The sequence below is a fragment of the Deinococcus sp. LM3 genome (genome assembly GCF_002017875.1).
Lineage (GTDB): Bacteria > Deinococcota > Deinococci > Deinococcales > Deinococcaceae > Deinococcus.
Genome location: NZ_MUFV01000001.1, coordinates 1702382 through 1727892, shown reverse-complemented (window position 1 = coordinate 1727892; position 25511 = coordinate 1702382). Strand labels below are relative to the sequence as shown.

Here is a 25511-nt window from a genome sequence, read left to right as displayed (position 1 = left end):
GGGTGGCGCGGTTGCCGGTGTGACAGACGCGCCCCGCGTCAGTGCAGGGCGCGTCCGGGTCAGATCAGTTGACGGTGACGATGAAGTCGGCGCTGAGGGTGGCGCCGGGGGCCAGGGCGTCGGGCAGGTCGTTGTTGTCGGCGTCCACGGCCACGTCGACCTTGGTGCCGGCGAGCAGTCCGGTGGGGGCCGTGGTGGTCCAGGCGCCGCCGTTGACGCGGTAGATGGTCTTGCTGGGCGCGGGGGTCAGCGCGACGCTGAACAGCGTGGTGTTGGCGGGCACGGTGTCGCTCAGGAAGAAGCCGTTGACGCTGGTGTTGTAGGTGTTCTTCCCGATGATGCGGTAGCTGATGTTGTCGCCGGGCTTGGCGCCGTTCGCGCCGGTCGCGGTGTAGTCAGCGGGGTTGGGAATGGTGTTGATGGGGTTGCTGCCGGCCGTCACGCCCGCCTTGGCGACGAACTTGGCCACCGCCACGGACCCGGCGGGCGCCACACGGATGATGTTGTTCGTGTCGGTCATGGGGATGGTGCTGTAGTTCCCCACGGCGTTCTGCGTGACGGCGTAATCGCCGGTGCGCGTGCCGGCCGGCACCTGGATGACCGCCACGGGCTTGTACTCGGTGCCGGGCGCCACGACGGGCGTGATGAACTTGTTGTAATCGGGGCTGGTCGGATCGTTGCTGACGCGGGGCAGCAGCGAGCCGTCCGGCGCGTAATACAGGACCGGATAGAGCGTTTTGATGCCTGTCACGGCGTCCGTCAGTTCCACCGTGCCGCTCAGGGTGTAACTGTCGTTGTACTGGCCGTTGTTCACGACGTCCATCGGGAAGGTGGCAGTCGCGTCGGTGAAGTCCGGGCTGGTCGCGCCGCTGGTCGGTCCGTTGGGGTTCACGGTCTGGATCGGGGCGGGGGTCTCGACGGCACCCTGGGTGCCGGTGGCGTCACCGAACTGCGCGGCGGGCGGCAGGATGGTGTTCCTGGTGTTGCTGTTCGACACCAGATCGGCGTCCTTCAGCGAGTCCGCGCCGATCAGCACGGTGACCGGGGCGATCGGGGCCGAGTCGTTCGCGTCGGGGTAGGTGACTTCCGTGCGGTACACGACGGTGCTGCCGTTGGGGACGGTCACGGTGGGGTACTGCGCGACGGTCGGGTTGGTGGGATCGACGGACACCTTGATGGGTTCGCCAGTCACGGGGTCCAGGAAGCGGATGGTCACGCCGGTCGTGGTGTTCGTGAACACGCCGGTGGCCGGGTCGAAGGTGTAGGCGGGATCGGGCGTACCGTCGGCCAGGGCCGGGAACAGCTGGACCTTGTCGGTCGCCCCGCCGGTGTTGGTCAGGGTGTTCGTGAACAGGACCCGGTCGGGGGTGGCGTTCGTGTCGGCGATCGGGTAGGCGATCTGCTCGTCACCGGCGACGTTCGTGGCGATGGGCGTACCGCCGGGGGTGGGGTCGGTCGCGCCGCCGGGCACGGGGCTGGGCGTGGCGGGGGGCGTGGTGGGGGCGGGCGTGACGTAACCGGGCGCGCTGACGACCGGGGTGTTGTCGCCCGGCTTGCCGACCACTTCGGTGGGCACGTTCACGCTGGTGACGGGCGGCACGCTGGCCGGGGGCAGGGGGTTGCCGGCGCTGTCGACGGGCGTGCCAGGGTTGGTGTTGGGGTTGTTGTCCAGCGCGGGGGCGTACACCGTGATGCGCGTGAACTGCAGGTCGGCGTCGACGGCCTTGCCCTCTTCCTGGACGGTGGTGCCGCTGGCGTAGCCGTTGCCGGGGGTAACCAGGGGGTCGGCGCCGGCGGTGCCGGCCACGGTGCCCTCGGGGGACGCACCGAAGACGCTGGTGGGGGTGATCAGGGCCGGATCGGTGGGCAGGGTGATGACCTGCACGATCTTCACGATGCCCTCGTCGACGCCGGTCGTGGCGGGGTTGTCGGCGGTGACGGGAACGGCCGACCCGGCCGGGATCTCGGCGCCGCGGCTGCCGTCAGGGTTCACGAGGTAGTACTTGACGGTGGCGCCCGCCGCGCTGCCGGTGGTGTCGGCGTTCAGCACGATGCTCAGGGGCGTGTTGCCCTTGTTGACCAGCGAGTAGGGCGTCTCGATGACCTGACCGGGGACCGCGCCGGTGGTGAGGACCGGGGTGCTGGTCAGGGTGTTGCCGTCGGCGATGCCGCTGGTGGTGTACACGATGTCGAAGTCGGGCTTGGGCAGCACGACGGTCTGCACGGTGTTCGAGGTGCTGTTCAGGGTGGTGCCGGCGTTGGCCGGGTCTTCGAAGCTGGCGGTCGCGGTGTTCTCGATGGTGGTGCCGGCCAGGGTGCCGGCGGCGCTGGCGGAACCGGCGGCCAGGGCGGCCATCAGGGCGATCAGTTGGGTGCTACGTTTCATGGTGTTCCTCCGGGGAAAGGGGTGGGCGCGGTGTTCGGGGGCGGAGCGGTTCATTACCGGACCTGAACCCGGTAGCCGAGTTTCAGGGTCTGGTTCGCGCTGATTTCACTGATCGTCCAGCGGACGGCGGTGTACTCGTTGGGTTTGACTTCGACTTCACGGGTGACCGTCTTACCGTTCTCGGTCACGGTGACCTTCTTCTTCAGGGGTGCCGCCGCGAAGGTCTTGCCACCGTCGATGGAGTACTCGGTGCGGGCCACGCTCATGTCCTTCTCGGGGGCCATGTAGACGGTGTTTTTGGGGACGGGCAGCGTGACGGGCACGTTCTTCAGGACCTTACCGCCGGTGTTGCGCACGTTGACCACCTGACTGATCAGGTCGCCGGGCTGGACGTTTTTGGGGCTGGGCGAGAACTGCTCGGTCACCTTGCCGTCCACCTTGACGCTGCGCACCAGCGACATGCTGAGGTCCAGCTTGAGCGGCGCGGCGCCCTGCGCGAGGGCTGTGCCGACCAGCAGGGCGGTGAGCAGGATGGGGGTGCGGGTGTTCATGAGATCTCCTTGACTGGGACGGAAGGACTGCGTGGGGCAGGCCAGGGCTGGGACTGCCCGCAGCGTAGGAAGACGGGTCTTACGCCCGGCTTACAGGTCGGCGGCCCTCACCGTCGTAGCGGAACACCGCGTGACCGCGCGTCGGCCGGACTGACCACGGGAACAACGTGAAAAACCGCTCAAAATCAGAAAAAATCGCCTGCCAGTCGACAGCCCCCGCGTCAAGCGCACCTCTGCGCTCCCCCGGCGGGGGTGTCGGACGCGGGCGTGGCGCTCCCCCGGTCAGGGGCCGCGACTCTGCTTCATGAAGAGCCGGGGCTCAGGAACCCGACACAGGGGCGGGGCCAGGAACTCGTCGCTCCTGGCCCCGCCGCACATCCTGGCCCGCGTCAGCGGCCGAAGCGGCGGTCGCGTCCCTGGAAGTCCCGCAGGGCGCGCAGAAAATCCACGCGGCGGAAGCCCGGCCAGTACACGTCGCAGAAGTAGTACTCGGAATAGACGCTCTGCCACAGCATGAACCCGGACAGGCGGATCTCGCCGCTGGTGCGGATGATGAAATCCGGGTCCGGGATGTCGGCGGCGTACAGGTGCGCGCTGATGTGGTCGGGGCCCAGGTCGGCGGCCACCTGCGCCAGGGTCTGCCCGGCCTGCGCCTGGGCGGTCAGGTGGCGTTTGACGGCGTCCACGATCTCCTCGCGGCCTCCGTACCCGACGGCGATGTTCAGGCGCATGCCGTCGTAGTGCGCGGTTTTTTCTTCCAGGTCCTTCAGGGCGGCCAGCACCTGCGGCGGAAAGCCGTCGTGCTGCCCGATGGCGCGCACGCGCACGCGGTTGGCGTGAATGCGGGGGTCGGTGGCGAGACTGCGGGCTTCCTTTTCCAGCAGGCCCAGGATGTGCGCCAGTTCCGCCGGGTCGCGGCTCTTGTTGTCGGTGGACAGCACCCAGATGGTCGCGGCGGGAATCCCGAGTTCCAGGCACCACTGCAGCACCTCGTGGGCCTTGTCGGCCCCGATGGAGTGTCCCATCTCGCGTTGCAGGCCGCTGGCCCGCGCGAAGCGGCGGTTCCCGTCGAGAATCAGGCCCAGGTGGCGGGGCAGGTGCCCGTGGGCGCGCACCTCGCGTAACAGACGCTGTTCATAGCCCCACAGCAGGGCGCCACGGGTCGCATTCCGTGTTTTCTGAATGGTCTGGACTGCGACTTTGAGCGGCTCGGACGACATGCGCCCAGTCTAACGCGCCCGCCAGCCCTCACGTCCCCCGAACAGACGAGGCGGCCCTGCGCGCCCGTGCGGTCACAGCCCCACCTTCACAGCCCCACCTTCACAGCAGCGCGGGCTGCGCGGCCAGGAGCAGTGCCTTCTGATCCAGCCGCGACAGGGCCTCCTCGGCCACCACGCGCCGGGGCAGGTCGGCCTGCGCGGCGTGCAGGTGCAGCGTGACGCGGCGGTGTGTCATGACGTGCGTCAGGGTGCCCAGGAACGCGCCGGGGCGGGCAGGCAGCCGCGCGCACAGCCGCTCCAGGGCCGACTGCGGGTTCTCCCCGGCGGCGAGCGGCTCGGTGGGCAGGCCCATCAGGCCGCCCAGCAGCGCGCCGCTGCGGCGTTCCAGCACCGCCTGCTGCGGCGTGCCGATCAGCACCGCCACGACCGACACGTCCTGCACGGCGGCCCGGACCTTCGGGGCGGGGTAGGCGGCGGGCGTGCCGGACGCGAACGCCGCGCACCAGGGCCGCAGCGGGCAGACCTCGCAGCGCGGCGCGGCGGGCGTGCAGACGGTCGCACCCAGATCCATGACCGCCTCGTTCCACGCGCCGGGCCGGGCCGGGTCCAGCAGCGCGTCGGCGCGGGCCTGCACCCAGGCGGGCGTGGGGTGCGCCTCGGCGTGCAGGCGGGCCAGGACGCGGCGGACGTTTCCGTCGTTCACGGCGCGCGCCTCGTTCAGCGCGAGGCTGCTGACCGCCGCCGCCGTGTACGGCCCGACGCCCGGCAGGGCCAGCCACCCGTCGTACGAGCGGGGAAAGCCCTCGTGCGCGACCCGCTGCGCGGCGCGGTGCAGGTTGCGGGCGCGGGCATAGTACCCGCAGCCCTCCCAGGCTTTCAGGACGGCGTCCTGCGGGGCGGCGGCCAGCGCCTGCACGGTCGGGAAGGCTGTCAGAAAGCGGTCATAGTAGATCTGCCCACGTGCCACCTGCGTCTGCTGAAGAAGGATTTCCGCCACCCACACGCGGTAGGGGTCCCGCGCGCCCTCGGTGCCGGCCCGCCAGGGCAGGGAACGGCCCGTGCGGTCGAACCACGCCAGTAGCGCCGCGCGCAGGTCCGGAAGCGGGAACGGGAAGGCCGGGACGGACGGAGACACGGGGGCAGTGTAGGGTGCCCGTCCGGCCGCGACGGGCGCGGCGAACACCATCCCCCTTTGAAGAACGCGCCCCCCGGCCTGTCAGGGTCCGGGGGGCGCGTCGGGGGCAGAGACGCTCAGGCGGGCACAGCCTCCCGCGCGGCGGGACGCACGCGGCGGCGCACGCCGTCGGCGTACTCGGCCAGTTCGTTCAGCAGGTCCGGCACACCCACGCGCAGCAGGTACTGTCCGCCGGGTAGCGGCGTGAGCGCCAGGAACGGCGGGCGGGTCAGGGTGTCGAGGATGCTGCCCAGCTCGGCGTAGTTCACGCCGCTGCCCAGCCGCTCGGCGAGGCGCGGCACGCTGACCACCGAATGCGCCGGCTGCTGCGACAGCGTGAGCAGCACGAAACTGAACGCGCCGCGCTGCGCGAGGTGGGAACTCACGAGTTCCGCCACGCTGGCCGCCGACTCCAGGTCGATGCTGCCGGCCTTCCAGTACCCGCGCAGGTCCACCGGAGACAGCGGCGCGAGGTGCGCGTGCTCGATCAGCGCGCCCAGCGCCTCGCGGGTCAGGCAGGGCGTGTTCGCGGGGCGGCCTTCCTCGGTGGTCAGCAGCACGCAGTAGTCGGCGTTCTCCTTCCAGGCGGGCGTCTGCAGGGCCGCCTCGCTGGTCGCCACGAGCACCGAGTACCCGTGCGTGCCGAGTTCGGCGTTCAGGCGCAGCACGCCGCCGCCCAGGTGTTCCAGGCGGTACCCGGTGAGGCGCGCGAGCTCCGCGAGTTGCGGCTCGGCCTCCAGGGACGCGGCAGACAGGACCGGGCCGCTGGCGACCGGCGCGCGTTCCGGCGTCTCGAAGCTCACGTCCAGGGTCCGCAGCGGCGCGGCGGAACGTCCGGACGCCACGGGACGCACGGCGCTGCTGTTCCCGCCGGCCGGGACGACCGTGCCGCCACTCCCGCCCGCCGGGCTGGCCGGCAGGTCCGGGGTGAGGGCGACCGGCGCGGGCCGCAGCGGGGTGACCTCGGCGGCACGTGTCTCGGCAGCACGGGTCTCGGCGGCGCGGACCTCGGTCACGCGCGGCTCGGGCGGGCGCGCGGCCCGGCCCTCGACCGGACGGGACTCGACCGGACGCGAATCGATTGGGCGCGACTCGACTGGACGCGGTTCGGGCTGGCGCTGTTCGGCGGGCCGGGTGGCCGGCGCTTCGGGGCGGACCTCCTGCAGGCGGACCTCCCGCACGTGCGGGGTGGAGGACACCACCACGCGCCGCGTCTCCGGGACGCGCGGCACCTCCCGGCGGGGCGGCGGTTGCGGCGCGTGCGGCTTGACGACCGTCTCGACCTGATAGCGGCCCGGAGCGAGCAGCGTGAGAATCAGCACGTCGTTCACGCCCAGGTGCTGCGCGTGGTACAGCCCGCCCAGACCCCACACCCGCAGGCGGTCCAGGTCCACCTGCACCGCGTGCTCCTCGCCTTTCTCGTCGACCAGCACGGCCGGTCCCGCGTTCGGGAAGGTGCTTTCCAGGTACTTGAGGAGGCGCAGGCTGCCTTCCTGCAGGCAGGGGCGGGTAACGATGTACCGGATTGATTTCACGCGTTGACTCCTCCGTTGAAAGCGGTCCTGGGCGTTCTGGGCGCGGCAGGTGTGGGTAAATTGTTCCTAAAGTAGCAGAAATACTCGCGCGTGACCGCACATTTCCCCGCAGGGCAGCATGGCCGCGCCTCATGAGGGGAGGCTGGGCGTTCCATGACCCGCGCACGAACGGCCCGGCCGGGCCCCTGCCGTATCCTGACGGGCATGACCGACGCCACCCAGACAGCCGTTCAGCTCGTGCAGGCCTACTACGACGCCTTCAACCGCGGCGACGCGGCCGGCATGCTGGCCCTGCTGACCGACGACGTGCGCCACGACATCAACGAGGGCGACACCCAGACCGGCCTGGACGCGTTCCGGGCCTTCCTGGCGAAGATGGACGCCCACTACCGCGAGCGCGCCGAGGACCTGACCGTCATGGCCACCCCGGACGGCGCGCGTGCCAGCGCCGAGTTCGTCATTCACGGCGAGTACCTGCGCACCGACCCCGGCCTGCCCGAAGCACAGGGGCAGCGCTACGTGCTGCCGGTCGGCGCGTTCTTCGACGTGCGCGGCGGGAAGATCGCGCGCGTGACCAACTACTACAACCTCGCGGACTGGACCCGGCAGGTCGAGCAGGGCAGCGCTTGAGCCTGAGCGTCACCACCGTCGGCGGGCCGGACCTCGCCCCGTTCATTCCCGCGCTGGCCCGCCTGCGAACCCTGGTATTCCGCGCGTACCCGTACCTGTACGACGGCGACCCCGCCTACGAGGAACGCTACCTGCAGACCTACCTGGACGCCCCGGACGCCATCATCGTGCTGGCCCGCGACGGCGACACCATCGTCGGGGCCAGCAGCGCCCTGCCGCTCACGCAGGAGACCGACGACATCCGCGCGCCGCTGCACGCCCCGGAATTCGACCCGACTGACGTGCTGTACCTGGGCGAGAGTGTTCTGACCGCCGAATACCGCGGGCGCGGCCTGGGTCACGCTTTCTTCGACCACCGCGAGGCGCACGCCGCCCGCCTCGGCCTGAACACCACCGCCTTCTGCGCCGTGCAGCGCCCGGACGACCACCCCGCCCGGCCCACCCCGTACCGCACACACCACGCCTTCTGGGCCGCGCGCGGCTACACCGAACGCCCGGACCTGACCACCACCCTGAGCTGGAAGGACCTGGGCAACGACCACGAAACGCCCAAACCCATGCGCTACTGGATCAGGAAAACCCAGACCGGGGGATAGTCACGGACGGGTGAAAGGACCGGGCCGACCGGTCAGCGGTCATTGTCTCAGCGGTGACCGTTCTGGGCGGCCTTCTCGGCATCCTGACGTTTCTTCGCCTGCGTCCACGAGAACGACCGGAAGGCGTCCACGGCGAACCACACGGCCAACACGGCCGCCACCGCCGCCCACACCCAGCTCTGGGACTGCGCGGCCAGGAACGCCAGGACCGCGCAGAGCACGGCCAGCGCAACGCTAGAAGCGAACACGATATGGGGGGGCACGCGACGACCGAACATGCGTCACAGCGTACCCCCCTCACTCTTACTCACCTCTGTCGCGCAGGGTCAGTGGCCCAGGTCAGTGATCGAGTGTCCGGCTGAGGATCACGCCCTGCAACTCGTCGGTGTCGTACCCGCAGGCGCGGTAGAAGGCCTGCGCCTCCTCGCTGTCGGCCGCCACCCACACGTTGCAAATGCCCTGTTCGCGCATGTGGGCGTGCAGGGCTGCGACCAGGGCGCGGCCCACGCCACGCCCCCGCCAGGACTGGCGGACGCCGATCTCCTCGAACATCACGTCCAGCGGGTCGCCGCTGCGGCGGCGGTGCCGGTACGCCATCAGGAACCCCACCGGGTGGCCGCTGTCGTCCTCGGCGTGCCAGTGCCACACGCCGGGGTCGCTCAGGTACGCGCGGGCGGCGTCCGGGGTGAGGGGCGGGCTGGGCGGTTCGTCCGTGAAGTCCGTCTCGTCGTGCGCGAGGCGTTCCAGGGCGGCCTCGTCGCCGGGTCCCAGGCGGCGGATGCGGAAGGGAGTCATGGGTCATCATGCACCGGCCGGGGCGGGGGGAGTGGGCGGGCGCTTCTGCGTGCGGGCTGACGCTCTGCCGGGGCGCGGGCGTGGCAGACTGCGCGGGATGCCGGATTTCGACGTGATCGTGATGGGGGCGGGCCACAACGCGCTGGTGACCGCCGCGTACGCCGCGAAGGCGGGCCTGAAGGTGGGCGTGTTCGAGCGGCGGCACATCGTGGGGGGCGCCGTCAGTACCGAGGAACTGGTGCCGGGGTACCGCTTCGATTACGGCGGCAGCGCGCACATCCTGATCCGCATGACGCCCGTGGTGCGGGAACTGGAACTGACGCGGCACGGCCTGCACTACCTGGACGTGGACCCGATGTTCCACGCGTCGGACGGCGAGACGCCGTGGTTCATCCACCGCGACGCCGGGCGCACGGCGCGGGAGCTCGACGCCCTGTTCCCCGGTCAGGGCGAGGCGTACACGAAATTCCTGGACGACTGGACGCCGTTTGCGCGCTCCGTGGCGGACCTGTTCAACTCGGCGCCGGGGCCGCTGGACATGGGCAAGATGGTGGTCAGCAGCGGCAAGGGCAAGGACTGGATGGAGCAACTGCCCCGGATTCTGCGCCCGTACGGGGACGTGGCGAAGGAGTACTTCACGGACGAGCGGGTGCGCGCCCCGCTGGTGTGGATGGCCGCGCAGAGCGGACCGCCGCCCAGCGACCCGCTGAGTGCGCCGTTCCTGCTGTGGCACCCGCTGTACCACGAGGGCGGCGTCGCACGGCCCAAGGGCGGCAGCGGCGGTCTGACGCAGGCCCTGAAACGCGCCATCGAGGCGGACGGCGGGCAGGTGTTCGTGAACGCGCCCGTCAAGGACATCCTCGTCAAGGATGGGAAGGCGCAGGGCATCCGGCTGGAGAACGGCGAGACGTACACCGCCCGCGCCGTCGTGTCCGGCGCGCACATCCTGACCACCGCCGGCGCCCTGCCGGACGAGCATGTACCCGCCGCCGCCCGGCAGGTCCGCGTGGGCAACGGCTTCGGCATGGTCCTGCGCCTCGCCCTGAGCGAGAAAGTCAAGTACCGCCACCACAAGGAACCCGACAGCCGCGTCGGCCTGGGCCTGCTGATCAAGAACGAACAGCAACTCATGAAAGGCTACGGCGAGTACCTCGCAGGCGAACCCACCAAGGACCCGCCCCTGATCGCCATGAGCTTCAGCGCCGTGGACGACTCGCTCGCCCCGCCCGGCGGCGAGGCCCTGTGGCTCTGGGCGCAGTACTACCCCTACGAACTCAGCAGCGGCTCCTGGGAAACCCGCACCGCCGAAGCCCGCGAGAACATCCTGAACGCCTTCGAACACTACGCGCCCGGCACCCGCGACACCATCGTCGGCGAACTCGTGCAGACGCCACAGTGGTTAGAAACGAACCTCGGCCTGCACCGCGGCAACGTCATGCACCTCGAAATGAGCTTCGACCAGATGTTCTCCTTCCGCCCCTGGATGAAAGCCAGCCAGTACCGCTGGCCCGGCGTGCAGGGCCTCTACCTGACCGGCGCCAGCACCCACCCCGGCGGCGGCATCATGGGCGCCTCCGGCCGCAACGCCGCGCAGGTCCTCGTAAAAGACCTGACGAGACGCCGGTGGCGGTGAGCGGAGTGCGCGGGTCACACGCCCCCTCACCCTTCCGCCCCTCCGGGGCTCCCTCCCTCTCCCGCAAGGGGCGAGGGAATGAACGGCCTTCGTGCCCCGTCAGAGTGGTAGAGCTGCACAGCAGAAAAGACCGGGGGGAGGGGTCTTGACGCGCCTTTCCCTCTCCCCTGCCCTGCTCAGGTTCGGGCTGGCGTTCGCGGCGCTGGGCGTGGCGTTCCTGGGGGCGCTGCTGATCATGGGCGGGAATCCCGTGGGCTGGGCGTTGATTGCGCTGGGGTTGCCGCTGTCGGGCGTGCTGGCGCTGGCGGGGGACGCGCTGGGTCCGGCGTTCCCGGAGGTGCTGGGCGAGCGGCTGGCCGGGCTGCTGGCGGCGACGCGGCCGTGGATGGCGCTGGTGGCGCTGTACGTGGCGCTGAAGATTCCGGTGCCGCTCTGGCCGGAGGGGTTCCCGGTGCTGGGGCTGGCGAGTACGGCGGCGTTGTGCGCGGCGGCGCTGGCGTTCGTGTGGGAGCGGGTGGGGTGGCTGCGGGCGGCGCTGATGCTGGTCGTGTCGTTCGGGGTGGGGCTGGGCGTGGAGTTGCTGGGGAGCCGGACGGGCATTCCGTTCGGGGAGTACTCGTACGCGGGGGCGCCCGCGCCGACGCTGCTGACCGTGCCGTTGATCGTGCCGCTGGGGTGGTTCGCGTTGACCCTGACGGCCACGAGCCTGTCGCGCGGGCGGCCGTGGCTGGCGGGCGCGCTGATGATGCTGTGGGACGTGGGCCTGGAACCCCTGATGACCGCGCAGGGGTACTGGACGTGGACGGACCCGCTGCCGCTGTGGGCGGGCGCGCCGGTGCAGAACTTCCTGGGGTGGTGGGCGGTCGGGTGGGGCCTGTCGTGGGTGTTCACGGGGCTGGCGCCGGGGCTGTTCGGGCGGGCCGGGGTGGGCTGGGCGCTGCCCGGCTGGCTGGAGCGGGTGGACGGGAATGTGCAGGCGAGCCGTGTGCCGTCCCTGAGTCTGCTGCCCGGTGCGCGCCGGGCCGGTGAGGGCCTGGATTTCCGGGTGGTGTACGCGACCGAGGCGTTCTTCCTGCCGGGCGGGCTGGTGCTGGTGGGCCGTTACGCCGAGGCGGCGGTGACGCTGGCAGCCATGGGGCTGGGTTTGGGGCTGGCGCGGGCGCTGCGTCCGGGTCGGCGTGCGGTGGCCCGTGCCCGGTAAGCCCAGGTCCGGGCAGGCTGGGGGGGACCGTCACACCTGGGCGACGTGGCTGCTGTCGCGCAGCGTGAGCCGCAGCGTGCGCGCTGGCCTGGGCGGCGTGTGGGTGCGCGGGCCGGTCCCGGCGGGCGGGGCGGTCCTGGCGCCGAACCATCACAGCTGGTGGGACGGGTACGTGCTGCGCGAGGCGGCCCTGTGGGCGGGTAATGAGTTCGCGGTGCTGATGGGCGCGCGGCAGCTGTCGCGCTTTCCGTTCCTGCGGCGCGTGGGCGCGGTGCGCGTAGACGAGGTCCGGGCGGGCGTGCGGCGGGCGCGGGTGGGGTGGCTGGTGGTATTCCCGGAGGGCGCGGTGCAACCGGCCGGGCCGCTGCGGGCCATGCAGCCGGGCGCGGCGTGGATCGCGGGCGCGGCGGGCGTGCCGCTGGTGCCGGTGGCGCTGCGGGTCGTGATGCGCGGCGCGCAGGCGCCCGAGGCCTTCGTGCGCTTCGGGTGGCCGGTGGCGGGACCAGACCTGGAGGGCGCCCTGCAACGCGAACTGGCCGCGCTGAACGCCGAGCTGCTGGACAGCGACCCGGAAGCGCCGCCCGCCGGGTACCTGCGGGCCGTGCCGGGCCGCGCGAGCCGTTCGGAGCGGGTGGATCTGCCCTCCAGGCTGCTGACCTGGATCACCGGGGACAGAGGATGAGGATTCATTGGACTGCCGCTTGGGGGCGGGTGCAGCGGCCCGTGCAGGCGCTGCTGCTGGGCTGGCTGGCGACCAAGGCGGCGGTGCTGGCCGTGAACGCCGTGACCTTCCCCCGCCTGCGGCCCGCGCCCACCCCGCGTGGGGGGCCGCGCGTCTCCATCCTGATTCCAGCGCGGGACGAGGCGGACAACCTGCCCCGCACCCTGCCCGGCGTGCTCGCCCAGGGCGCGTTCGAGGTGCTGGTGCTGGACGACGGCAGCCGCGACGGGACCGCCGACGTGGCCCGCCGCCTGGGCGCGCGGGTCCTGACGGGCGAGCCCAGACCGGACGGCTGGAACGGGAAACCCTGGGCCTGCCAGCAACTGCTGCGCGCGGCGCGCGGCGAGGTGCTGATCTTCACGGACGCGGACGTGGACTGGCACGCGGGTGCGCTGGGCGGCCTGCTGAGCGAACTGACCCGTTCCGGCGCGGACCTGCTGAGCATCCAGCCCCGGCAGGCGAACGCGGGCCTGGGCGCCCGCCTGCTGACGCCCCTGGTGGACGCGGCGGTACTGTCGTACTTTCCGTTTCCGCTGACGCGCCTGCGCCACCCCATGACTTCCATCGCCAACGGGCAGGTCATGGCGTTCCGCCGCGCCGCGCTGCGCTCCGTGGGCGGGTACGCGCCCGTCCGGGCCGAGGTGCTGGAAGACACCCGCCTCGCGCAGCACCTGGGCGCACAGGGCTTCCTGGTGGCCACGGCGCTGGGACGCGCGTGCATCGGCGTGCGCATGTACCGCACGTACCCGGAGTCGGTGGCGGGTTTCAGCAAGAACGTCCTGCCGCTGCACTTTCACTCACGGCCGCTGCTGCTGCTGGCCGCCGCCGGGCACCTGGGCGCGTACACCCTGCCGTGGCTGCTGCGCCCCTGGCTGCGCGGCCCCGGCTGGACGGCCCTGCGCGTGGCCGGGCTGCTGGAACGCACCCTGATCAGCGTGGTCGCCGGTCGCCGCGCCCCCGCCGACCTGGCCGAGGGCCTGCTGGGACCCCTCACGCCGCTGCTGGCCCTGCCCGTGTACCGCCGCGCCCTGCGCCGCACCGTCACCTGGAAGGGCCGCGAGTACCGGCAATGACGGAGACCCCTCACCCCCATCAGTAGGCTTCTCTCCCCTCTCCGTTCGGGAGAGGGCCTTGCCGCAGGCAAGGGGTGAGGGGTCTCCCCTGCCTCCACCCCCGCCCGTTCATGTGCAGCTCAGGTGTGGGGTGGAGGCTCGGGGCATGGTCGGTTCACGGGCGGTCCTGATGGCGTGTGCGGTTCTGGCGCTGGCTCCGGCGGCGCTGGCGGCGGGATTCCGGGAGGAGTCGTTCGCGCAGGTGAACGGGGGCGCGTGGCAGTCCGCTCGGTTCTGGTGCGACACGCCGGGGCGGGTGCTGGCGCTGTCCGGGGGTGGGATCGGGCCGGGCACGCTGACGCAGTGGGTGAGCGGCGCGGGTCGACTGACGGCGCGGTCGCGGACGCCCGTGACGGTCGGTGCGGACGATGCGGGGGCGGGTCAGGTGTACACGCCGCTGACCTTCGCGGGAAGCAGCGCCCCGGCGCCGGGCTTCTTCGTGCACAGCAGCAACGTGGAGAACGTACAGGACCCCGCCTACCGCCTGACACACGTGAACGAGTTCCGGGTGCCCGCCGGGTCGTTCGACTGCCGCTACGTGCCGCAGGCGGCGGTCATGGCGGCCACGGCGCGGCACAGCGTGACCGTGTGGGAATCAGGCGGGCGGGTCACATACGCCAGCCGCAACCGCGACGGCACGCCGGGCGTGCAACTGACCGGCGGCACGCACGTCACGGGCCGCGAGCGGGACGAGTACCGCTGGAACCGGGGCGGGTACGGGTACGTGCTGGTCGTGGGCACCGCGCGGTCTCCGGGCGGCGAGTTGCGGGTCGAGCGGGCCGGGCGGGTCCTGAGCCGCGAGCCGCTGCTGGCGTACACCGTCAGCCGCGCCCGCTGAGGGGCGGGGGGCGCCCGTACCTTCCGGGCCGGGTCCGCTGCTCTATGCTCGGCAGCGTGAGCACAGGTCGGGAGGTGGGGGCGTGAGGCGGCAGCCGGGGCATGTCGCGGTCATCGGGGCGGGCTTCGCGGGGCTGGCGGCGGCGCTGCGGCTGGCGCGGGCGGGCGCGCGGGTGACGGTGCTGGACGCGCTGGACGGGCCGGGCGGCAAGGCGGCGCTGGGCTTCCCGGAGTTCTCGAGCGGCCCGACGGTCGTGACCATGCCGCAGGTGTTCCGGGCGCTGCACGCGCGGCTGGACCTGCCGACGCCCACGCTGACGGCCGCGCGGCCCACGACCACCTATCACGGCGCGGGCGGCCGGATCTTCGCGCCCGAGGCGCTGCACGTGGCGGGCAGTCTGGACTCCACGCTGGCGCAACTGTTGCCCGCCGAGGGACGGCGCTACGCGGCGCTGCTGGCCTCGTCGCGGCGCATGTACCTGGACGCGCAGGACACGTTCCTGTTCGCGCCGCCGCCCGGCCCGGCCCGGCTGGCCCGGTACGCCCTGACGCGGGGCCGGCGGGCCGCGCCGCTCGTGCCGCTGCACCGCTTCGTGCGCTCGGGGTCGTTCATGACGCCGTTCTGGCTGCGCTTCGCCACGTACCTGGGCGCCGACCCGTACCGGGCGCCGGCCGTGCTGCACAACATCGCGTGGGTGGAACTCGGGTACGGCGTGTGGCACCTGCGCGGCGGCCTGCTGGACCTCGCGCGCACCCTGCACGCGCAGGCGGCGGCGCTCGGCGTGCGCTTCGAGTTCGGCACGCGCGTCACCAGCCTCAGCACGCACGGCGGGCAGGTGCTGGGCGCGCACACCAGTCAGGGGGCCTTCGCAGCGGACGCCTGGGTCAGCGCCGCCGACCGCGCCCTCACGCTCTCCTGGCTGGGTGAGAGCGAGAAACCCACGCCGCGCGGCGTGAGCGGCTTCGCGCTGCAACTGCGCCTCTCGGAGGACCGGGGGCAGGCGCACCACATCTACTGGCCGGTCGAGTACGCCCGCGAGTGGCGGGACATCCGCGCCGGACGGCTCCCGCGCGACCCGACGCTGTACCTGCACCTGGACGGCACGCGCGCCTTCCTGCTCGTGAACGCCCCGCCGGACCCCGCCGTGGCGGGCGACCCGCGCGAGTACGGCGCGTGGCTGCTGGCACGCCTTCAGGACCGCCTGCGGACCAGTGAAGGTGGGCCGCTGCCCGTGCAGGAATGGCAGGCGCTGTCGCCCGCCGAGTACGCCCGCACCGCCCGCGCCGGCGCACTGTACGGCCGCGCCCCACACGGCCTGAGCGGCAGCCTCCGCCCCGGCTGGACGCTCCCGCACGCCCGGAACCTCGCGCAGGTGGGCGGCACCGTCCACCCCGGCGGCGGCGTGCCCCTGAGCATCCTCAGCGGCTGGAACGGCGCCGGGCAACTGCTGGGCCTCCCCTTCGACGACCTGGACGGACGGCAGGTGCCGGGCATGACGGGGGCCACCGCCGACACCTGGGATGGCCTCCTGCCTCCTGATCGCCTGGATTGACGGAGCCCTGAGAGTGAGAAAAGGAGCCCTGCGACCCGCGCCGGACTGAAGCGGAGGCCAGACCACCCTGCCCTCACACGGGGCATAAGATGACCTCATGACGGCCCCGCCCGAACTGCTGACCCTCGGTTCCCTGCGGGCAGCGCAGGTGCCGTTCCGGCGGGAGAAACCACTGCTGCTGCTGGCGTACCTGAGTCTGCGCGGCCCGCAGGAGCGCCGGGCGGTCGCGCGCCTGTTCTGGCCGGACGCGACCGATCCCATGAACAGCCTGTCCGTGGCGCTGGGGCAACTGCGCCGCGCGTCCGGCACGCTGGTGCTGGTCCACACGACCGACACGCAGGTGAGTACCACCCTGACCTGCGACGTGCCCGCCCTGCTGCGCGCCTGCGCCGCCACTGACCTGAGCGGCGCGCAGACCCTGTACCAGGGGGCTTTCGCGGCGGGCCTGCCGGACGCGGACCTGTCCGATGAGCTGGCCGGGTGGGTCACCGTGACCCGCGAACACTGCGCGTCCACGTACCGCGACCTGCTGCTCAGTCAGGCCCGTCAGGCGGCGGAGACTGATGCCCTGCGGGCCGGGGAGTGGGCCGCCCAGGCCTACGCCGTGGCCGGGGCCGCCCCGCCCGCCCCGCCGCTGTTCCGGGAACTGCACGCCCTGCTGCGCGCCGCCGGACACCCGGACGCCCCACTGCTGGAACGCGACGCGGCCAGCCTGAACGTCACGCTCAGCGCGCCGGCTCCGCCGCTGCCGGGCCGGCAGGCCGAACTTCAGCAGTTGACGCTGCTCCCGGCGGGCGAGACGCTGTGGGTGCGCGGACCAGCCGGGATCGGCAAGAGCGCCCTGTTGCGCGCCGTTCCGGCCGGAACGCTGCTGCGCGCCCGGACGGGGCAGCCGTACGCCACGCTGCTGGGCCTGCCGGACCTGCCTCACCCCCCGCCGGCGGACGGGCCGGGCTGGGCGCGGCACCTCGGCGCGCGGCCCGGCCCGCTGCTGATCGACGACTGGGAGACCTGCGACCCGGAGTCCCGCCGCGCCCTGCTGGGCCTGAGCGCCACCCGTTCGGGACCGCCGCTGATTCTGGCCAGCCGCGAAGGGCCACCCACGCTGCTACCCCAGCTGATCCTGCGGCCACTGCCGGCCGGTAGCCCGGAGGAGCGCGCGGAAACCGGTGGCCTTCCGGCGTTGCGGCCCGCCGGGCGCGGCGGCCTGTCCCTGGCGGACGCCTACGCTGCCCTGCTGGCCCCGCACGCACCCCGCGCGCGGCAGCTGCTGGCGTGCCTGGGCGTGCAGGACGACCCGGACCTGCGCGCCACGCAGGCGGCGCTGGAATTCAGCGGTGACGATATGGCCGCCACGCTGGAGCGCCTGCGTCAGGTGTACCTGCTGGACGGCACCCGCCCGACTGCGCCCGCCGCCTTGCGCGCGTGGCTGGATACGCAACCCAGCCTGGAAACCGAGGTCCTGACCCTGCTGGCGGCGCAACTGCCGCCCGCCGACGCCCTGGATCACTACCTGCGCGCGCACGCCCTGACCGGCTCCAGCGACTTTCCCGGTTTTCAGGCGGCGCTGGCCGGACGCGCCCGCGCGCTGCTGGCCGCGGACCGGCACGTGGAGGCGTACGAGCTGCTGCGCCCCCACGCCCGGTCGCCCGGCACCCGCCTGCTGCTGGCGCGCGCCCTGGACGCCATGGGTCACCACCGCGAGGCGCTGGGCATCCTGGGTGACCTGCCGGACACGCCGCTGGTGCAGGTGTACCGTGGGCGCGCCGTGTGGCGGCTGGGCGACCGGGAGCAGGCGACCCTGCTGGCGAACGCCGGCCTGAACGGCGACATGGAGGCGCGCGCGCAGGCGTTTAACCTGCTGTCCTCTCTGGCGCTGGCCGCACAGGAGTACGCGCAGGCGCATGACGGAGCGCAGCGGTCCGCCGGACTCTTCCTGCTACTAGGCGACGACCTGATGCGCCTGAAAATGACCTGCGTTCAGGCAGTGGCCGCGCAGCACCTCGGTCTGGACGTCAGGGCCCTGGTGCGCGAGATGCTGGAGGCGCCGCTGGATCACCTGCCGCCCCAGATGCTGCTGAATATCGGGTGGGTGCTCGAAGAACAGGGGCAGCTGGAGGAGGCCCTCGGGTACGCCCGGCAGGCCGCTGCGAGCGCCGAACGCACCCACGACCTCTCGGTGGCGGCCACCGCGTGGAACAACGTGGGGGTCCTGAACCACAAGCAGGGGCACCCGGAACCCGCCGCGGCCGCGTACCGGCAGGCCATCGGTATCGCCCGGCAGAGCGGGGAGGTCCGCGTACTGGCCATGGCACTGGGCAACCTGGCCGAGCTGCAAGAAAGCCTGCCCCTGATCGACGAGGCCCTGAATATTCTGGAAGGAGCCGGGCACGACGATCTGGCCGCCTACTTCCGTCAGCAGCAGGCGGCATTCAGGGGTCGTTCAGGGGAGACCTGACAGGCTGCGGGCATGCCAAGGAGCGCCTACCTCATCGACGGAACGCCTGGGCCGGAGGACACCCATGAACAAGCACACGCTGATTTCCCTGCTGGCACTGACCCTGGGGCTGGCCAGTGCCACCGGCCTGTCCCCGGTGCCCGGTTCGGGCCGGCCGGACGCCTTCGCGCGCGCAGGCGACCGCCTGCCCCTCAGGTCGCTGGGCCTGGACACGGTGACCGGGGCGCAGATTCAGATTCCGGGCGTCCCGCCCAGGACGCTGAAGGTGACGGTGAACGCGGCGGGCAGGACGGAGCTGACGGTACCTGACCTGCCGCCGGGGCGGGTGACCGTGACCCTCACCCGCGCCGGGCAACGAATCACCCGTGAACTTGATGTCCTGCCGCCCACCACCGGCCACCCGGCCTTCCGGAGTCTCACCAATCCCGGCCTGAGCTTCGAGCGGGAACAGGTGCTGCCCGACCAGGTGCAGGTGCTGCTGAATCCGGCCCTGACCGGCGCGGCACTGAACCGCCGCCTTGAAACCCTGCGTCGGTACGGGACGGTCACGGCCGAGACGCTGCGTCTGCCCACCACGAACGCCCGGCTGGCCCCGCCGACCGGATCGCCGTGCGGCGGCACGCTGGCTGTCATTCAGCTCGGGAGCGGGCAGACGCTGGAAGAGGTTCTCAACGCGCTGCTGGCCGACAACAGCGGTGACATCTGGTATCCCGATCCGATCAGCAGCACCAAGACGCCCGCCGCCCTCGCGCAGGTCCGGCCGGGCCCCTTCCAGTCCGCGCCGCCTCAGCAGGCCGTTCCTGGCGTGCGGGGTAACCTCCCCGCACCGCAGACCGGCAGTTTCTACTACCAGCCCAACCGGTCACCGCTCAGGCCGGGACGGGTGCTGGGCGCGGCCCGCCGGGACCTGGGCGGGGCGGGCAGCACCATTGCCGTGCTGGACACCGGTTTTTCTGCAGCGCTCGACCTGCACGGCGAACTGCCGTCCAGCCGGGTCATGACGCCCCTGAACGCCCTGCAACCGGCCGGGGCAGGCACCTTCAGCGGCACCGGCGATTTCTGGGAGGGGCACGGCACGCAGGTCGCCATCCTGGCGGCCGGGGGCCAGAGCGGCGTGGCCCCGCAGGCCACGGCGTTACCCATCAAGGTCTGCGCGCCTGACCTGGACGGCCGGGCCGTCTGCACGACCCGCAGCGTTCTGCGAGGCGTCTGCCTGGCGCTGGACAGCGTGCCTGCCAACCGGCTGGTCCTGAACCTGAGCCTGGGCGGGTCCGTTCCCACGAACGCCATTCACGCCGCCCTGAACTGGGCCGAGCAGCAGGGTGCGGTGGTCGTCGCGGCCGGCGGGAACCAGGGCCTGAACGGCCACCCGCCCGAGTACCCGGCGGCCTTCGCGCGGCCGGGCGTGGGTTCACAGAGGCAGCTGAACCTGCTGGCCGTCGCGTCGGTCAGGCCCGGCGGTCCGGCAGGCTGGACGTACTCGGGTTTCAGTACCAGGGGCAACTACCTGAACGTCAGCGCGCCCGGTGAGGCGCTGAACATCGGTCACCCGTACCTGTACAGCGGCACCTCGTTCGCCGCCCCGCTGGTCGCCGGGGCCGCCGCGCTGGTGCAGGGCGCCGGACTGAACCTCACGCCCGCCACGCCGCAGAACGCCCTGAGAACGGCGGTCTCTGCACAGGCCGCCAGCGCCTTGCAGGCGGTGAGCGTCAAGGCGTTCATGCTGAGTCCCGCACGCGTCCGGTCCATGCCGGGCATCGAGCCCACCCCGGACCTCTCGAAGTACTGAACCGGACCCGGTCGAAGTGGGGCTGCGCTGCGCCGCCCTGCTCCTTCCAGGTCTGACAGAACACCACCCGCGCCCTCCACCGCGCACGACCCCCGCCCCGAGCGGGGGATTTTCTTTTGCCGGTACCGGACGCCTGTCCTGCTCTGGCCAGTCCTGCGGACTCCGGCTGATGCGGGTGCCGCGTTCCCGGTGGGGGCCGGCCACGGAGGCCGCGCCCGTGTTCAGCAGCGTTCAGGGGCCGTTCAGGGGGGGGCGCGCACACTGCGCTCATCACAGGAGGTTCAGACATCAGCAGAGCAGCCGAGAACCCGGTGACCGTCCGCCCCACACCGTCCGTATGACCCCCGGAGCCAGCCCGGTTCCACAGGAGAAAGCCATGCCCAGAACCACTCTGTCCGCCCCGCGTTCCTTCGCCCGCCTTTCCCTGGTCGCCGTGGCCATCAGCGCGTCCCTGGGTCTGAATCCAGTCTCGGCGCAGCGCACGCCGGCCGGTTCGCTGTCTGCCGCACCCGGCGCTGCGCTGGCGGCGGCGCTGCCTGACCTGCCCGAGAGTCCCGTGGCCGACGAGGCGGCCGGGAACCTGAGGGCCGCCGCGCCGAACACCGCCGAGGCGCAACTGGCGCGCGGCTGCCGGGACAACCTGCTTCAGAACGGCGACGTCAGCACCTTCACGATGGGCGGCAGCACCAACTTCCCGCCGTCGGTGGTGCCCGGCTGGAGCCCGTCGGTGCACTCCCCGCAGGTCGGCCCCACGCCGGGCTTCGGCGGTGCCAGGGGGTGGCTGCTGGCCTGGGGCTACGGTCAGGGCGGTGAGTCCTTCCAGCAGAACGTGAACCTGCCCGCCGGCACCTACAGGTTGACGCTGGCGACCCGGCAGCACAACGCCTCCACGAATCCCACGCCTGCCCGGTACCGCGTCGCGTTCCGGAACGGCGCGACCCCCAACCCCTGGGGCACGCCGGGCGCCGCCACGCTCGATTCGGCCCCCATGACGAACGCGAACTGGGCCACCCAGACGTATACCTTCACGACGACGACCGCCACGAACGCCATGCAGGTGAACACCTTCAACGCCAACTCCACCAGCGCCGTGAGGGGCCGCCCGGACCGGGTGTCGTGGATGGCCTACGACTCCTTCTGCCTTCAGGCGGTCAAGCCCGAGGCCCGTCGGCGCGGCATGACCTGGGTGGTGCGCGAGGTCCGGAACGGCGCTGTGAACGTCGGGAACCACGCGGGCACCAACCCGTACGTGGGCGACACGCCCGAGACGGCGATCCTGCCCATGCTGTGCATCCGGCAGACCGGGCTGCCGGTCCCGGCAGGCATTGTCCCGGACTTCTACCACGGCTGGTCGGGCGGTGAGGTGCGCCTGACGACGCCTGTGACCGGCTCGGTGCTGACCTCGCCTGCCATTGCCAACGGCATCTGCGCCGCGCAGTTCGGGACGGGCTGGCGCATGGGCGAATTCCACGACGGGAACGGGGGTCACACGTACTGGGCGCAGCTGGGGCACCCGGCGCTGCTGGAGGCGTTCAGGGCGAAAACGAAGTTCTGGGCGGCCATCAACGATCAGCCGGCCAACGTCTGGAATTCCGTGCCCTGAACGTACCAGCGCCCCCGCCCGGCCTGACGCTGCCGGGCGGGGGCGCGGCTTGTGCCGGGGCGCGGTTCCTGACAGCATGCCCGGGCATGCGAGACTTCCGTTTTCTGCCCGAACCGCCGACCCGTCCGGGGAACGGGCACCTTCAGGACTGGGCGCTGTCGCCTCTGCCGCTGATCGGGGAGGGTGCGGCGCGGGCGCGCTCGGCGGGCGTGGATGTGTTCCGGTTGCGGCTGGGGCTTCCGGCGGTGGTGGGTGTGGGGGCGGCGTGGAACCGGGCGGTGCTGACGGACCTGGGGACGTTCCGCAGTGCGGGGAGCCTGTCGCGGATCGTGCCGTACCTGTCGGGCGGGGTGATCCTGTCGGATGCGCCGGGGCACGGGGGGCGGCGCTCGCTGATGAATCCGGGGTTCGGGCGGGCGCACCTGCTGGCGTTGCAGGCGCGGACGCGGGCGGCGCTGCCGGGCGTGCCGGACGGGGAGTTCGATGCGCTGGCCTGGGCGGACGGCGCGGTGCTGCGGCTGCTGAACGCGGCGTACTTCGGTGGGGAGTTCGATGCCGGGCTGCTGCACGCGTTCCTGGCGCCGCTGCGCCGCCCGTTCCCGGTGCCGGCGATTCCGCGTCCGCTGCTGTTCGCGCGGGTGGACGCCGAGCTGCGCCGCCTCGCGCACGCGCGCCTGACCGGGCGGGGGCATGACGACCTGCTGGCGGTGCTGGCCCCGCTGCCGGGCGGGCTGGAGGAGGCGCGGGTGTCGCTGGCGGCGGCGCACGACACGACCACGCACGCGCTGGCGTATGCGATCTGGTTCCTGGCGCAGCATCCGCAGTGGCACGCGCCCGAGCATCACGCGACGGTGCTGAAGGAGGTGCTGCGTCTGTTCCCGCCGGGCTGGATGGGTAGCCGCCGCCTGAGCCGCGACCTGGACTGGAACGGGGTGAGGTTGCCGCGTGGGGCGCTGGCGCTGTACTCGCCGTACCTGTCGGGCCGTGACCCGGCCGTGTGGGACCGCCCCGCCGGGTTTGATCCGGGCCGATGGGCCGCCCGGCCCCCGGCGTGGGCGTACCTGCCGTTCGGCGGCGGCGAGCGGCTGTGCCTGGGGATGCATCTGGCGCAGATGCTCATTCACGACACGCTGGGGGCGCTGCCGCCCCTGCGGGCGGTGCGGGGCGACCCCACGCCGCTGCCGGGCCTGACCCTCGGGCCGCGCGGGCCGCTGGTCGTGCAGGCGGGGCCTGCATAGCCTTGATCCCGGCTGCATACCGCGCTATAGTGTTCGACATCACCGCCCTCCGGGGCGGTTTTTCATGGCCGTGCAGGCTCGCCGGACGCGGGCCGGGCTGCCTGCTAGCCTGCGGGCATGACCGATCCTGCGCCGTCTGCCGATCCCTCTGCCGCGCCGCTGCCGCCCGACGCCGCTCTGCCGCAGCCCGCGCCACAGGAGGCGCGGCGCGGGGGGCCGGTGCAGGACCGCTCGGTGCTGCCGGACGTGCTGCGCGGCGTGAGCCTGCTGGGCATCCTGATCGTGAACATGCAGGACTTCGCGGGCTTTCTGGAGTGGCGGCAGGCGGGCCTGGACCGCGCGGCGCAGGTGGTCACGGACGTGCTGGCGAACGGGCGGTTCATCTCGATCTTCGCGATGCTGTTCGGGTGGGGCGCGGCGGGTCTGCTGGCGCGGCGGGGGGCGGGCGTGTTCCTGCGGCGGCACGCGGCGCTGCTGCTGATCGGCGCGGCGCATTACGTGCTGGTGTGGCACGGGGACATCATCAGTAATTATGCGGTGCTGGCGCTGGCGTTGCTGCTCGTGGCGCACATGACGGCGCGGGGCCTGCTGCGGCTGGCGGGCGTGCTGGGCGCGTGGTGGTTGGGGCTGGGGCTGCTGGCGGCGCTGGGCAGCGCCTCGCAGACCGCGCCGCGCTTCACGTCGCTGCCCGAGTTGCTGCCCACCTACGCCGCGAACGTGCAGGCGCGCGCCGCCGAGTTCGGGCCGCTGCTGCTGGAAGGCAGTCTGTTCAACGGGCCGTGGCTGCTGGCGCTGTTCTTCCTGGGCGCGGCGGCCGCGAAGACCAGCCTGCTGACCCGCCCGGACGAGCACCGCCCGCTGCTGCGGCGGCTGGCGCTGGGGGCCTGGGCATGGGCCTGCCGCTGGGGTTGGGGCTGGCGTACCTGAACACCCGCACGGACGTGGCGGCGGGCATGCTGGCCCTGCCGGTCCGCATGGCGGGCGGGCTGGCGGGCGCGCTGGGGTACGTGGGCGTGCTGGGCCTGCTGGCCGCGTCCGGGCGGCTGGGCGCGTGGCGGCTGTTCGCGGCGAGCGGGCGGATGGCCCTGACGAACTACCTGACGCAGAGCGTGGTCATGACGCTGATCTTCTACCCGTACGCGCTGCACCAGGGGTTCGGGTGGGTGTCGGGCACCCCGGCGGCCGGGGGGGCGAGGCGTTCCCGTACAGCGGCGAGTTCGCGGTCTGGGGCGCGGCGCAGACGCTGGCGCTGGCGCTGCTGTTCGGGCTGGCGCAGGTGCCGCTGAGCGCATGGTGGCTGGCCCGTTTCGGGCAGGGGCCGGTGGAGGGACTGGTCCGGCGGGTGGTGTACGGCCCGCGCGTCCGGCAGAATCGGGCGCATGACTGATACCGGAAAGCCGCTGCGGGTGCTGGCGCTGTGCCTGGGGAACATCTGCCGCAGTCCGGTGGCCGAGGCGCTGCTGCGCCGCGAACTGGAGGCGGCGGGCGTGGCGGCCGTGGTGAGCAGCGCCGGAACCGGTGACTGGCACGTGGGCCGGCCGGCCGACCCGCGCAGCCTGGAGGTGGCGGCCCGGCACGGCCTGCGCCTGGAGGGCCGGGCGCGGCAGCTGTCGGCGGCAGATTTCTACGAGCAGGATGTGATCCTGGCGATGGACGCCTCGAATCTCACGGACGCGCGCCGCCTGAGCCCGCCGAACGCGGAGGCGCGTGTGCAGCTGATGCGGGACTTCGATCCGCTCGCGCCGGGCGCGGACGTGCCGGACCCCTACTACGGCGGTCAGGACGGCTTCGAGGAGATGTACCGCCTGCTGGAACGCAGCGCCCGCCATTTCGCGGCCAGCGTGGCCGGGCAGTCCGTGGGAAATTCGTGAGGGGGCCGCGCTAGACTGCGGGGCATGGATAACCGCACGAACCTCGACGACTACCTCGCGGGGCTGGGTATCAGCGACGCCGACGAGAGCGAGCTGCCACCGCCCGCTCCGGACGCCCTGACCGGCACCCCCACGCTGGAAGCCGCAGCCGAGGACCCGCGGTCCACCCTCGAAGCGTTCCTGCGGGGCCTGCTGGGCCGCATCGACCCGGAGCTCCAGGTGAATGTCACGCAGGCGGACGACGCGCTGGAAGCCGAGATCACCGGCGAGAACGCCGCCCGTTTCGCCGGGCGGGACGGCCGCACCCTGGGCGCCATCGAGGTGCTGGCCTACACGGTCCTCGCCAAGCAGGAAGGACGCGGGAACCTGCGCGTGCGGGTGGATATCGGCGGGTACCGCAAGCGGCAGGCCGAGGCACTCAGCAAACTGGCCGAGCGGCTGGCCGTGCAGGTCGCCAAGAGCGGCGAGCCGCACGAGTTACAGCCCATGCCCGCCTCCGAACGGCGCGTGATTCACATCGCCCTGAAAGAGCACCCGGACGTGATGAGCGAGTCCATCGGGGAGGGCAACGCCCGGCGACTGATTATCAAACCCCGGCACGGGTAAGG

Annotated in this window: 24 protein-coding genes; 17 read left to right on the top strand and 7 right to left on the bottom strand. The window is 72.3% G+C overall.

Translation table 11 applies throughout. The features are described 5' to 3' along the window. Positions 1–64 precede the first annotated feature (64 nt). The 5 genes from BXU09_RS21890 to BXU09_RS08120 all read right to left on the bottom strand — a co-directional run bounded on the left by BXU09_RS21890 (position 65) and on the right by BXU09_RS08120 (position 6866). Positions 65–2386, bottom strand: a complete 2322-nt coding sequence (locus BXU09_RS21890) for a DUF11 domain-containing protein (RefSeq protein ID WP_078304871.1) — start codon at positions 2384–2386, stop codon at positions 65–67. Between the two features lie 53 nt (positions 2387–2439). After that, positions 2440–2937 (bottom strand): hypothetical protein, encoded by a 498-nt coding sequence (locus BXU09_RS08135; protein WP_078301753.1) that lies wholly within the window; start codon positions 2935–2937, stop codon positions 2440–2442. 389 nt (positions 2938–3326) lie between these two features. Continuing rightward, the gene (locus BXU09_RS08130) at positions 3327–4157 is read right to left on the bottom strand and encodes an isoprenyl transferase (RefSeq protein ID WP_078301751.1); all 831 of its coding nucleotides are present in this window, start codon (positions 4155–4157) and stop codon (positions 3327–3329) included. 100 nt (positions 4158–4257) lie between these two features. Beyond that, complete coding sequence (gene mutY, locus BXU09_RS08125) at positions 4258–5292, bottom strand: A/G-specific adenine glycosylase (RefSeq protein ID WP_240501114.1); 1035 nt, start codon at positions 5290–5292, stop codon at positions 4258–4260. A gap of 116 nt (positions 5293–5408) precedes the next feature. Next, on the bottom strand, positions 5409–6866 hold the full coding sequence (locus tag BXU09_RS08120) for a hypothetical protein (RefSeq protein WP_240501113.1): 1458 nt from the start codon (positions 6864–6866) through the stop codon (positions 5409–5411). A gap of 204 nt (positions 6867–7070) precedes the next feature. Between BXU09_RS08120 and BXU09_RS08115 the strand changes: the two genes are divergently transcribed. Next, positions 7071–7496: a ketosteroid isomerase-related protein gene (locus tag BXU09_RS08115; RefSeq protein ID WP_078301748.1), complete on the top strand. Its 426-nt coding sequence runs from the start codon at positions 7071–7073 to the stop codon at positions 7494–7496. Next, positions 7493–8092, top strand: a complete 600-nt coding sequence (locus tag BXU09_RS08110; protein ID WP_078301747.1) for a GNAT family N-acetyltransferase — start codon at positions 7493–7495, stop codon at positions 8090–8092. Before BXU09_RS08115 ends, BXU09_RS08110 begins: the two co-directional genes overlap by 4 nt. A 47-nt stretch (positions 8093–8139) precedes the next feature. Here the strand turns inward: BXU09_RS08110 and BXU09_RS08105 are convergent, their stop codons facing one another. Both BXU09_RS08105 and BXU09_RS08100 read right to left on the bottom strand, forming a co-directional pair. Beyond that, entirely contained in the window at positions 8140–8370 is a 231-nt protein-coding gene (locus tag BXU09_RS08105) for a hypothetical protein (protein WP_078301746.1), read from the bottom strand. Positions 8371–8431: 61 nt separating this feature from the next. Beyond that, positions 8432–8887 carry a GNAT family N-acetyltransferase gene (locus BXU09_RS08100; protein ID WP_078301745.1) on the bottom strand — a complete coding sequence of 152 codons (456 nt, stop codon included), beginning with the start codon at positions 8885–8887 and terminating at the stop codon, positions 8432–8434. A 97-nt stretch (positions 8888–8984) separates the two neighbouring features. On the opposite strand from BXU09_RS08100, the gene BXU09_RS08095 reads away from it, so the two are divergent. The 15 genes from BXU09_RS08095 to BXU09_RS08035 all read left to right on the top strand — a co-directional run bounded on the left by BXU09_RS08095 (position 8985) and on the right by BXU09_RS08035 (position 25509). After that, entirely contained in the window at positions 8985–10520 is a 1536-nt protein-coding gene (locus BXU09_RS08095; protein ID WP_078301744.1) for an NAD(P)/FAD-dependent oxidoreductase, read from the top strand. 145 nt (positions 10521–10665) lie between these two features. Beyond that, positions 10666–11721, top strand: coding sequence for a carotenoid biosynthesis protein (locus tag BXU09_RS08090; RefSeq protein ID WP_240501111.1), 1056 nt, complete (start codon positions 10666–10668; stop codon positions 11719–11721). Beyond that, positions 11711–12403: a 1-acyl-sn-glycerol-3-phosphate acyltransferase gene (locus tag BXU09_RS08085; protein ID WP_240501110.1), complete on the top strand. Its 693-nt coding sequence runs from the start codon at positions 11711–11713 to the stop codon at positions 12401–12403. The genes BXU09_RS08090 and BXU09_RS08085 overlap by 11 nt, the downstream gene beginning before the upstream one ends. After that, the gene (locus BXU09_RS08080; protein WP_078301742.1) at positions 12400–13515 is read left to right on the top strand and encodes a glycosyltransferase family 2 protein; all 1116 of its coding nucleotides are present in this window, start codon (positions 12400–12402) and stop codon (positions 13513–13515) included. The genes BXU09_RS08085 and BXU09_RS08080 overlap by 4 nt, the downstream gene beginning before the upstream one ends. 145 nt (positions 13516–13660) lie before the next feature. After that, on the top strand, positions 13661–14392 hold the full coding sequence (locus BXU09_RS08075) for a hypothetical protein (RefSeq protein WP_078301741.1): 732 nt from the start codon (positions 13661–13663) through the stop codon (positions 14390–14392). Positions 14393–14474: 82 nt separating this feature from the next. After that, complete coding sequence (locus BXU09_RS08070; RefSeq protein ID WP_078301739.1) at positions 14475–15944, top strand: NAD(P)/FAD-dependent oxidoreductase; 1470 nt, start codon at positions 14475–14477, stop codon at positions 15942–15944. Positions 15945–16041: 97 nt separating this feature from the next. Beyond that, entirely contained in the window at positions 16042–18402 is a 2361-nt protein-coding gene (locus BXU09_RS08065; protein WP_078301738.1) for a tetratricopeptide repeat protein, read from the top strand. Between the two features lie 64 nt (positions 18403–18466). Next, the gene (locus BXU09_RS08060; protein ID WP_078301736.1) at positions 18467–20191 is read left to right on the top strand and encodes a S8 family serine peptidase; all 1725 of its coding nucleotides are present in this window, start codon (positions 18467–18469) and stop codon (positions 20189–20191) included. 376 nt (positions 20192–20567) lie between these two features. Continuing rightward, the gene (locus BXU09_RS08055; protein WP_078301735.1) at positions 20568–21794 is read left to right on the top strand and encodes a hypothetical protein; all 1227 of its coding nucleotides are present in this window, start codon (positions 20568–20570) and stop codon (positions 21792–21794) included. An 86-nt stretch (positions 21795–21880) separates the two neighbouring features. After that, positions 21881–23032 carry a cytochrome P450 gene (locus tag BXU09_RS08050; RefSeq protein ID WP_078301733.1) on the top strand — a complete coding sequence of 384 codons (1152 nt, stop codon included), beginning with the start codon at positions 21881–21883 and terminating at the stop codon, positions 23030–23032. 117 nt (positions 23033–23149) lie between these two features. After that, positions 23150–23959 carry a hypothetical protein gene (locus BXU09_RS21420; RefSeq protein ID WP_168174572.1) on the top strand — a complete coding sequence of 270 codons (810 nt, stop codon included), beginning with the start codon at positions 23150–23152 and terminating at the stop codon, positions 23957–23959. Continuing rightward, positions 23923–24318 (top strand): DUF418 domain-containing protein, encoded by a 396-nt coding sequence (locus BXU09_RS21415; RefSeq protein WP_144012027.1) that lies wholly within the window; start codon positions 23923–23925, stop codon positions 24316–24318. Before BXU09_RS21420 ends, BXU09_RS21415 begins: the two co-directional genes overlap by 37 nt. After that, positions 24309–24419, top strand: coding sequence for a DUF418 domain-containing protein (locus tag BXU09_RS21885; RefSeq protein ID WP_276205833.1), 111 nt, complete (start codon positions 24309–24311; stop codon positions 24417–24419). The genes BXU09_RS21415 and BXU09_RS21885 overlap by 10 nt, the downstream gene beginning before the upstream one ends. Continuing rightward, on the top strand, positions 24412–24903 hold the full coding sequence (locus BXU09_RS08040; RefSeq protein WP_144012025.1) for a low molecular weight protein-tyrosine-phosphatase: 492 nt from the start codon (positions 24412–24414) through the stop codon (positions 24901–24903). The genes BXU09_RS21885 and BXU09_RS08040 overlap by 8 nt, the downstream gene beginning before the upstream one ends. A 24-nt stretch (positions 24904–24927) precedes the next feature. Next, positions 24928–25509, top strand: a complete 582-nt coding sequence (locus BXU09_RS08035; RefSeq protein WP_078301731.1) for a protein jag — start codon at positions 24928–24930, stop codon at positions 25507–25509. Positions 25510–25511: the final 2 nt, after the last annotated feature.

Coding starts and splice junctions, on each gene's coding strand:
- BXU09_RS08080 (WP_078301742.1), top strand. CDS start 12,400: ATGAGGATTCATTGGACTGCCGCTTGGGGGCGGGTGCAGCGGCCCGTG.
- BXU09_RS08100 (WP_078301745.1), bottom strand. CDS start 8,887: ATGACTCCCTTCCGCATCCGCCGCCTGGGACCCGGCGACGAGGCCGCC.
- BXU09_RS21420 (WP_168174572.1), top strand. CDS start 23,150: ATGACCGATCCTGCGCCGTCTGCCGATCCCTCTGCCGCGCCGCTGCCG.
- BXU09_RS08115 (WP_078301748.1), top strand. CDS start 7,071: ATGACCGACGCCACCCAGACAGCCGTTCAGCTCGTGCAGGCCTACTAC.
- BXU09_RS08095 (WP_078301744.1), top strand. CDS start 8,985: ATGCCGGATTTCGACGTGATCGTGATGGGGGCGGGCCACAACGCGCTG.
- BXU09_RS08135 (WP_078301753.1), bottom strand. CDS start 2,937: ATGAACACCCGCACCCCCATCCTGCTCACCGCCCTGCTGGTCGGCACA.
- BXU09_RS08065 (WP_078301738.1), top strand. CDS start 16,042: ATGACGGCCCCGCCCGAACTGCTGACCCTCGGTTCCCTGCGGGCAGCG.
- BXU09_RS21415 (WP_144012027.1), top strand. CDS start 23,923: ATGGGCCTGCCGCTGGGGTTGGGGCTGGCGTACCTGAACACCCGCACG.
- BXU09_RS08040 (WP_144012025.1), top strand. CDS start 24,412: ATGACTGATACCGGAAAGCCGCTGCGGGTGCTGGCGCTGTGCCTGGGG.
- BXU09_RS08055 (WP_078301735.1), top strand. CDS start 20,568: ATGCCCAGAACCACTCTGTCCGCCCCGCGTTCCTTCGCCCGCCTTTCC.
- BXU09_RS08060 (WP_078301736.1), top strand. CDS start 18,467: ATGAACAAGCACACGCTGATTTCCCTGCTGGCACTGACCCTGGGGCTG.
- BXU09_RS08075 (WP_078301741.1), top strand. CDS start 13,661: ATGGTCGGTTCACGGGCGGTCCTGATGGCGTGTGCGGTTCTGGCGCTG.
- BXU09_RS08050 (WP_078301733.1), top strand. CDS start 21,881: ATGCGAGACTTCCGTTTTCTGCCCGAACCGCCGACCCGTCCGGGGAAC.
- BXU09_RS08130 (WP_078301751.1), bottom strand. CDS start 4,157: ATGTCGTCCGAGCCGCTCAAAGTCGCAGTCCAGACCATTCAGAAAACA.
- BXU09_RS08105 (WP_078301746.1), bottom strand. CDS start 8,370: ATGTTCGGTCGTCGCGTGCCCCCCCATATCGTGTTCGCTTCTAGCGTT.
- BXU09_RS08035 (WP_078301731.1), top strand. CDS start 24,928: ATGGATAACCGCACGAACCTCGACGACTACCTCGCGGGGCTGGGTATC.
- BXU09_RS21890 (WP_078304871.1), bottom strand. CDS start 2,386: ATGAAACGTAGCACCCAACTGATCGCCCTGATGGCCGCCCTGGCCGCC.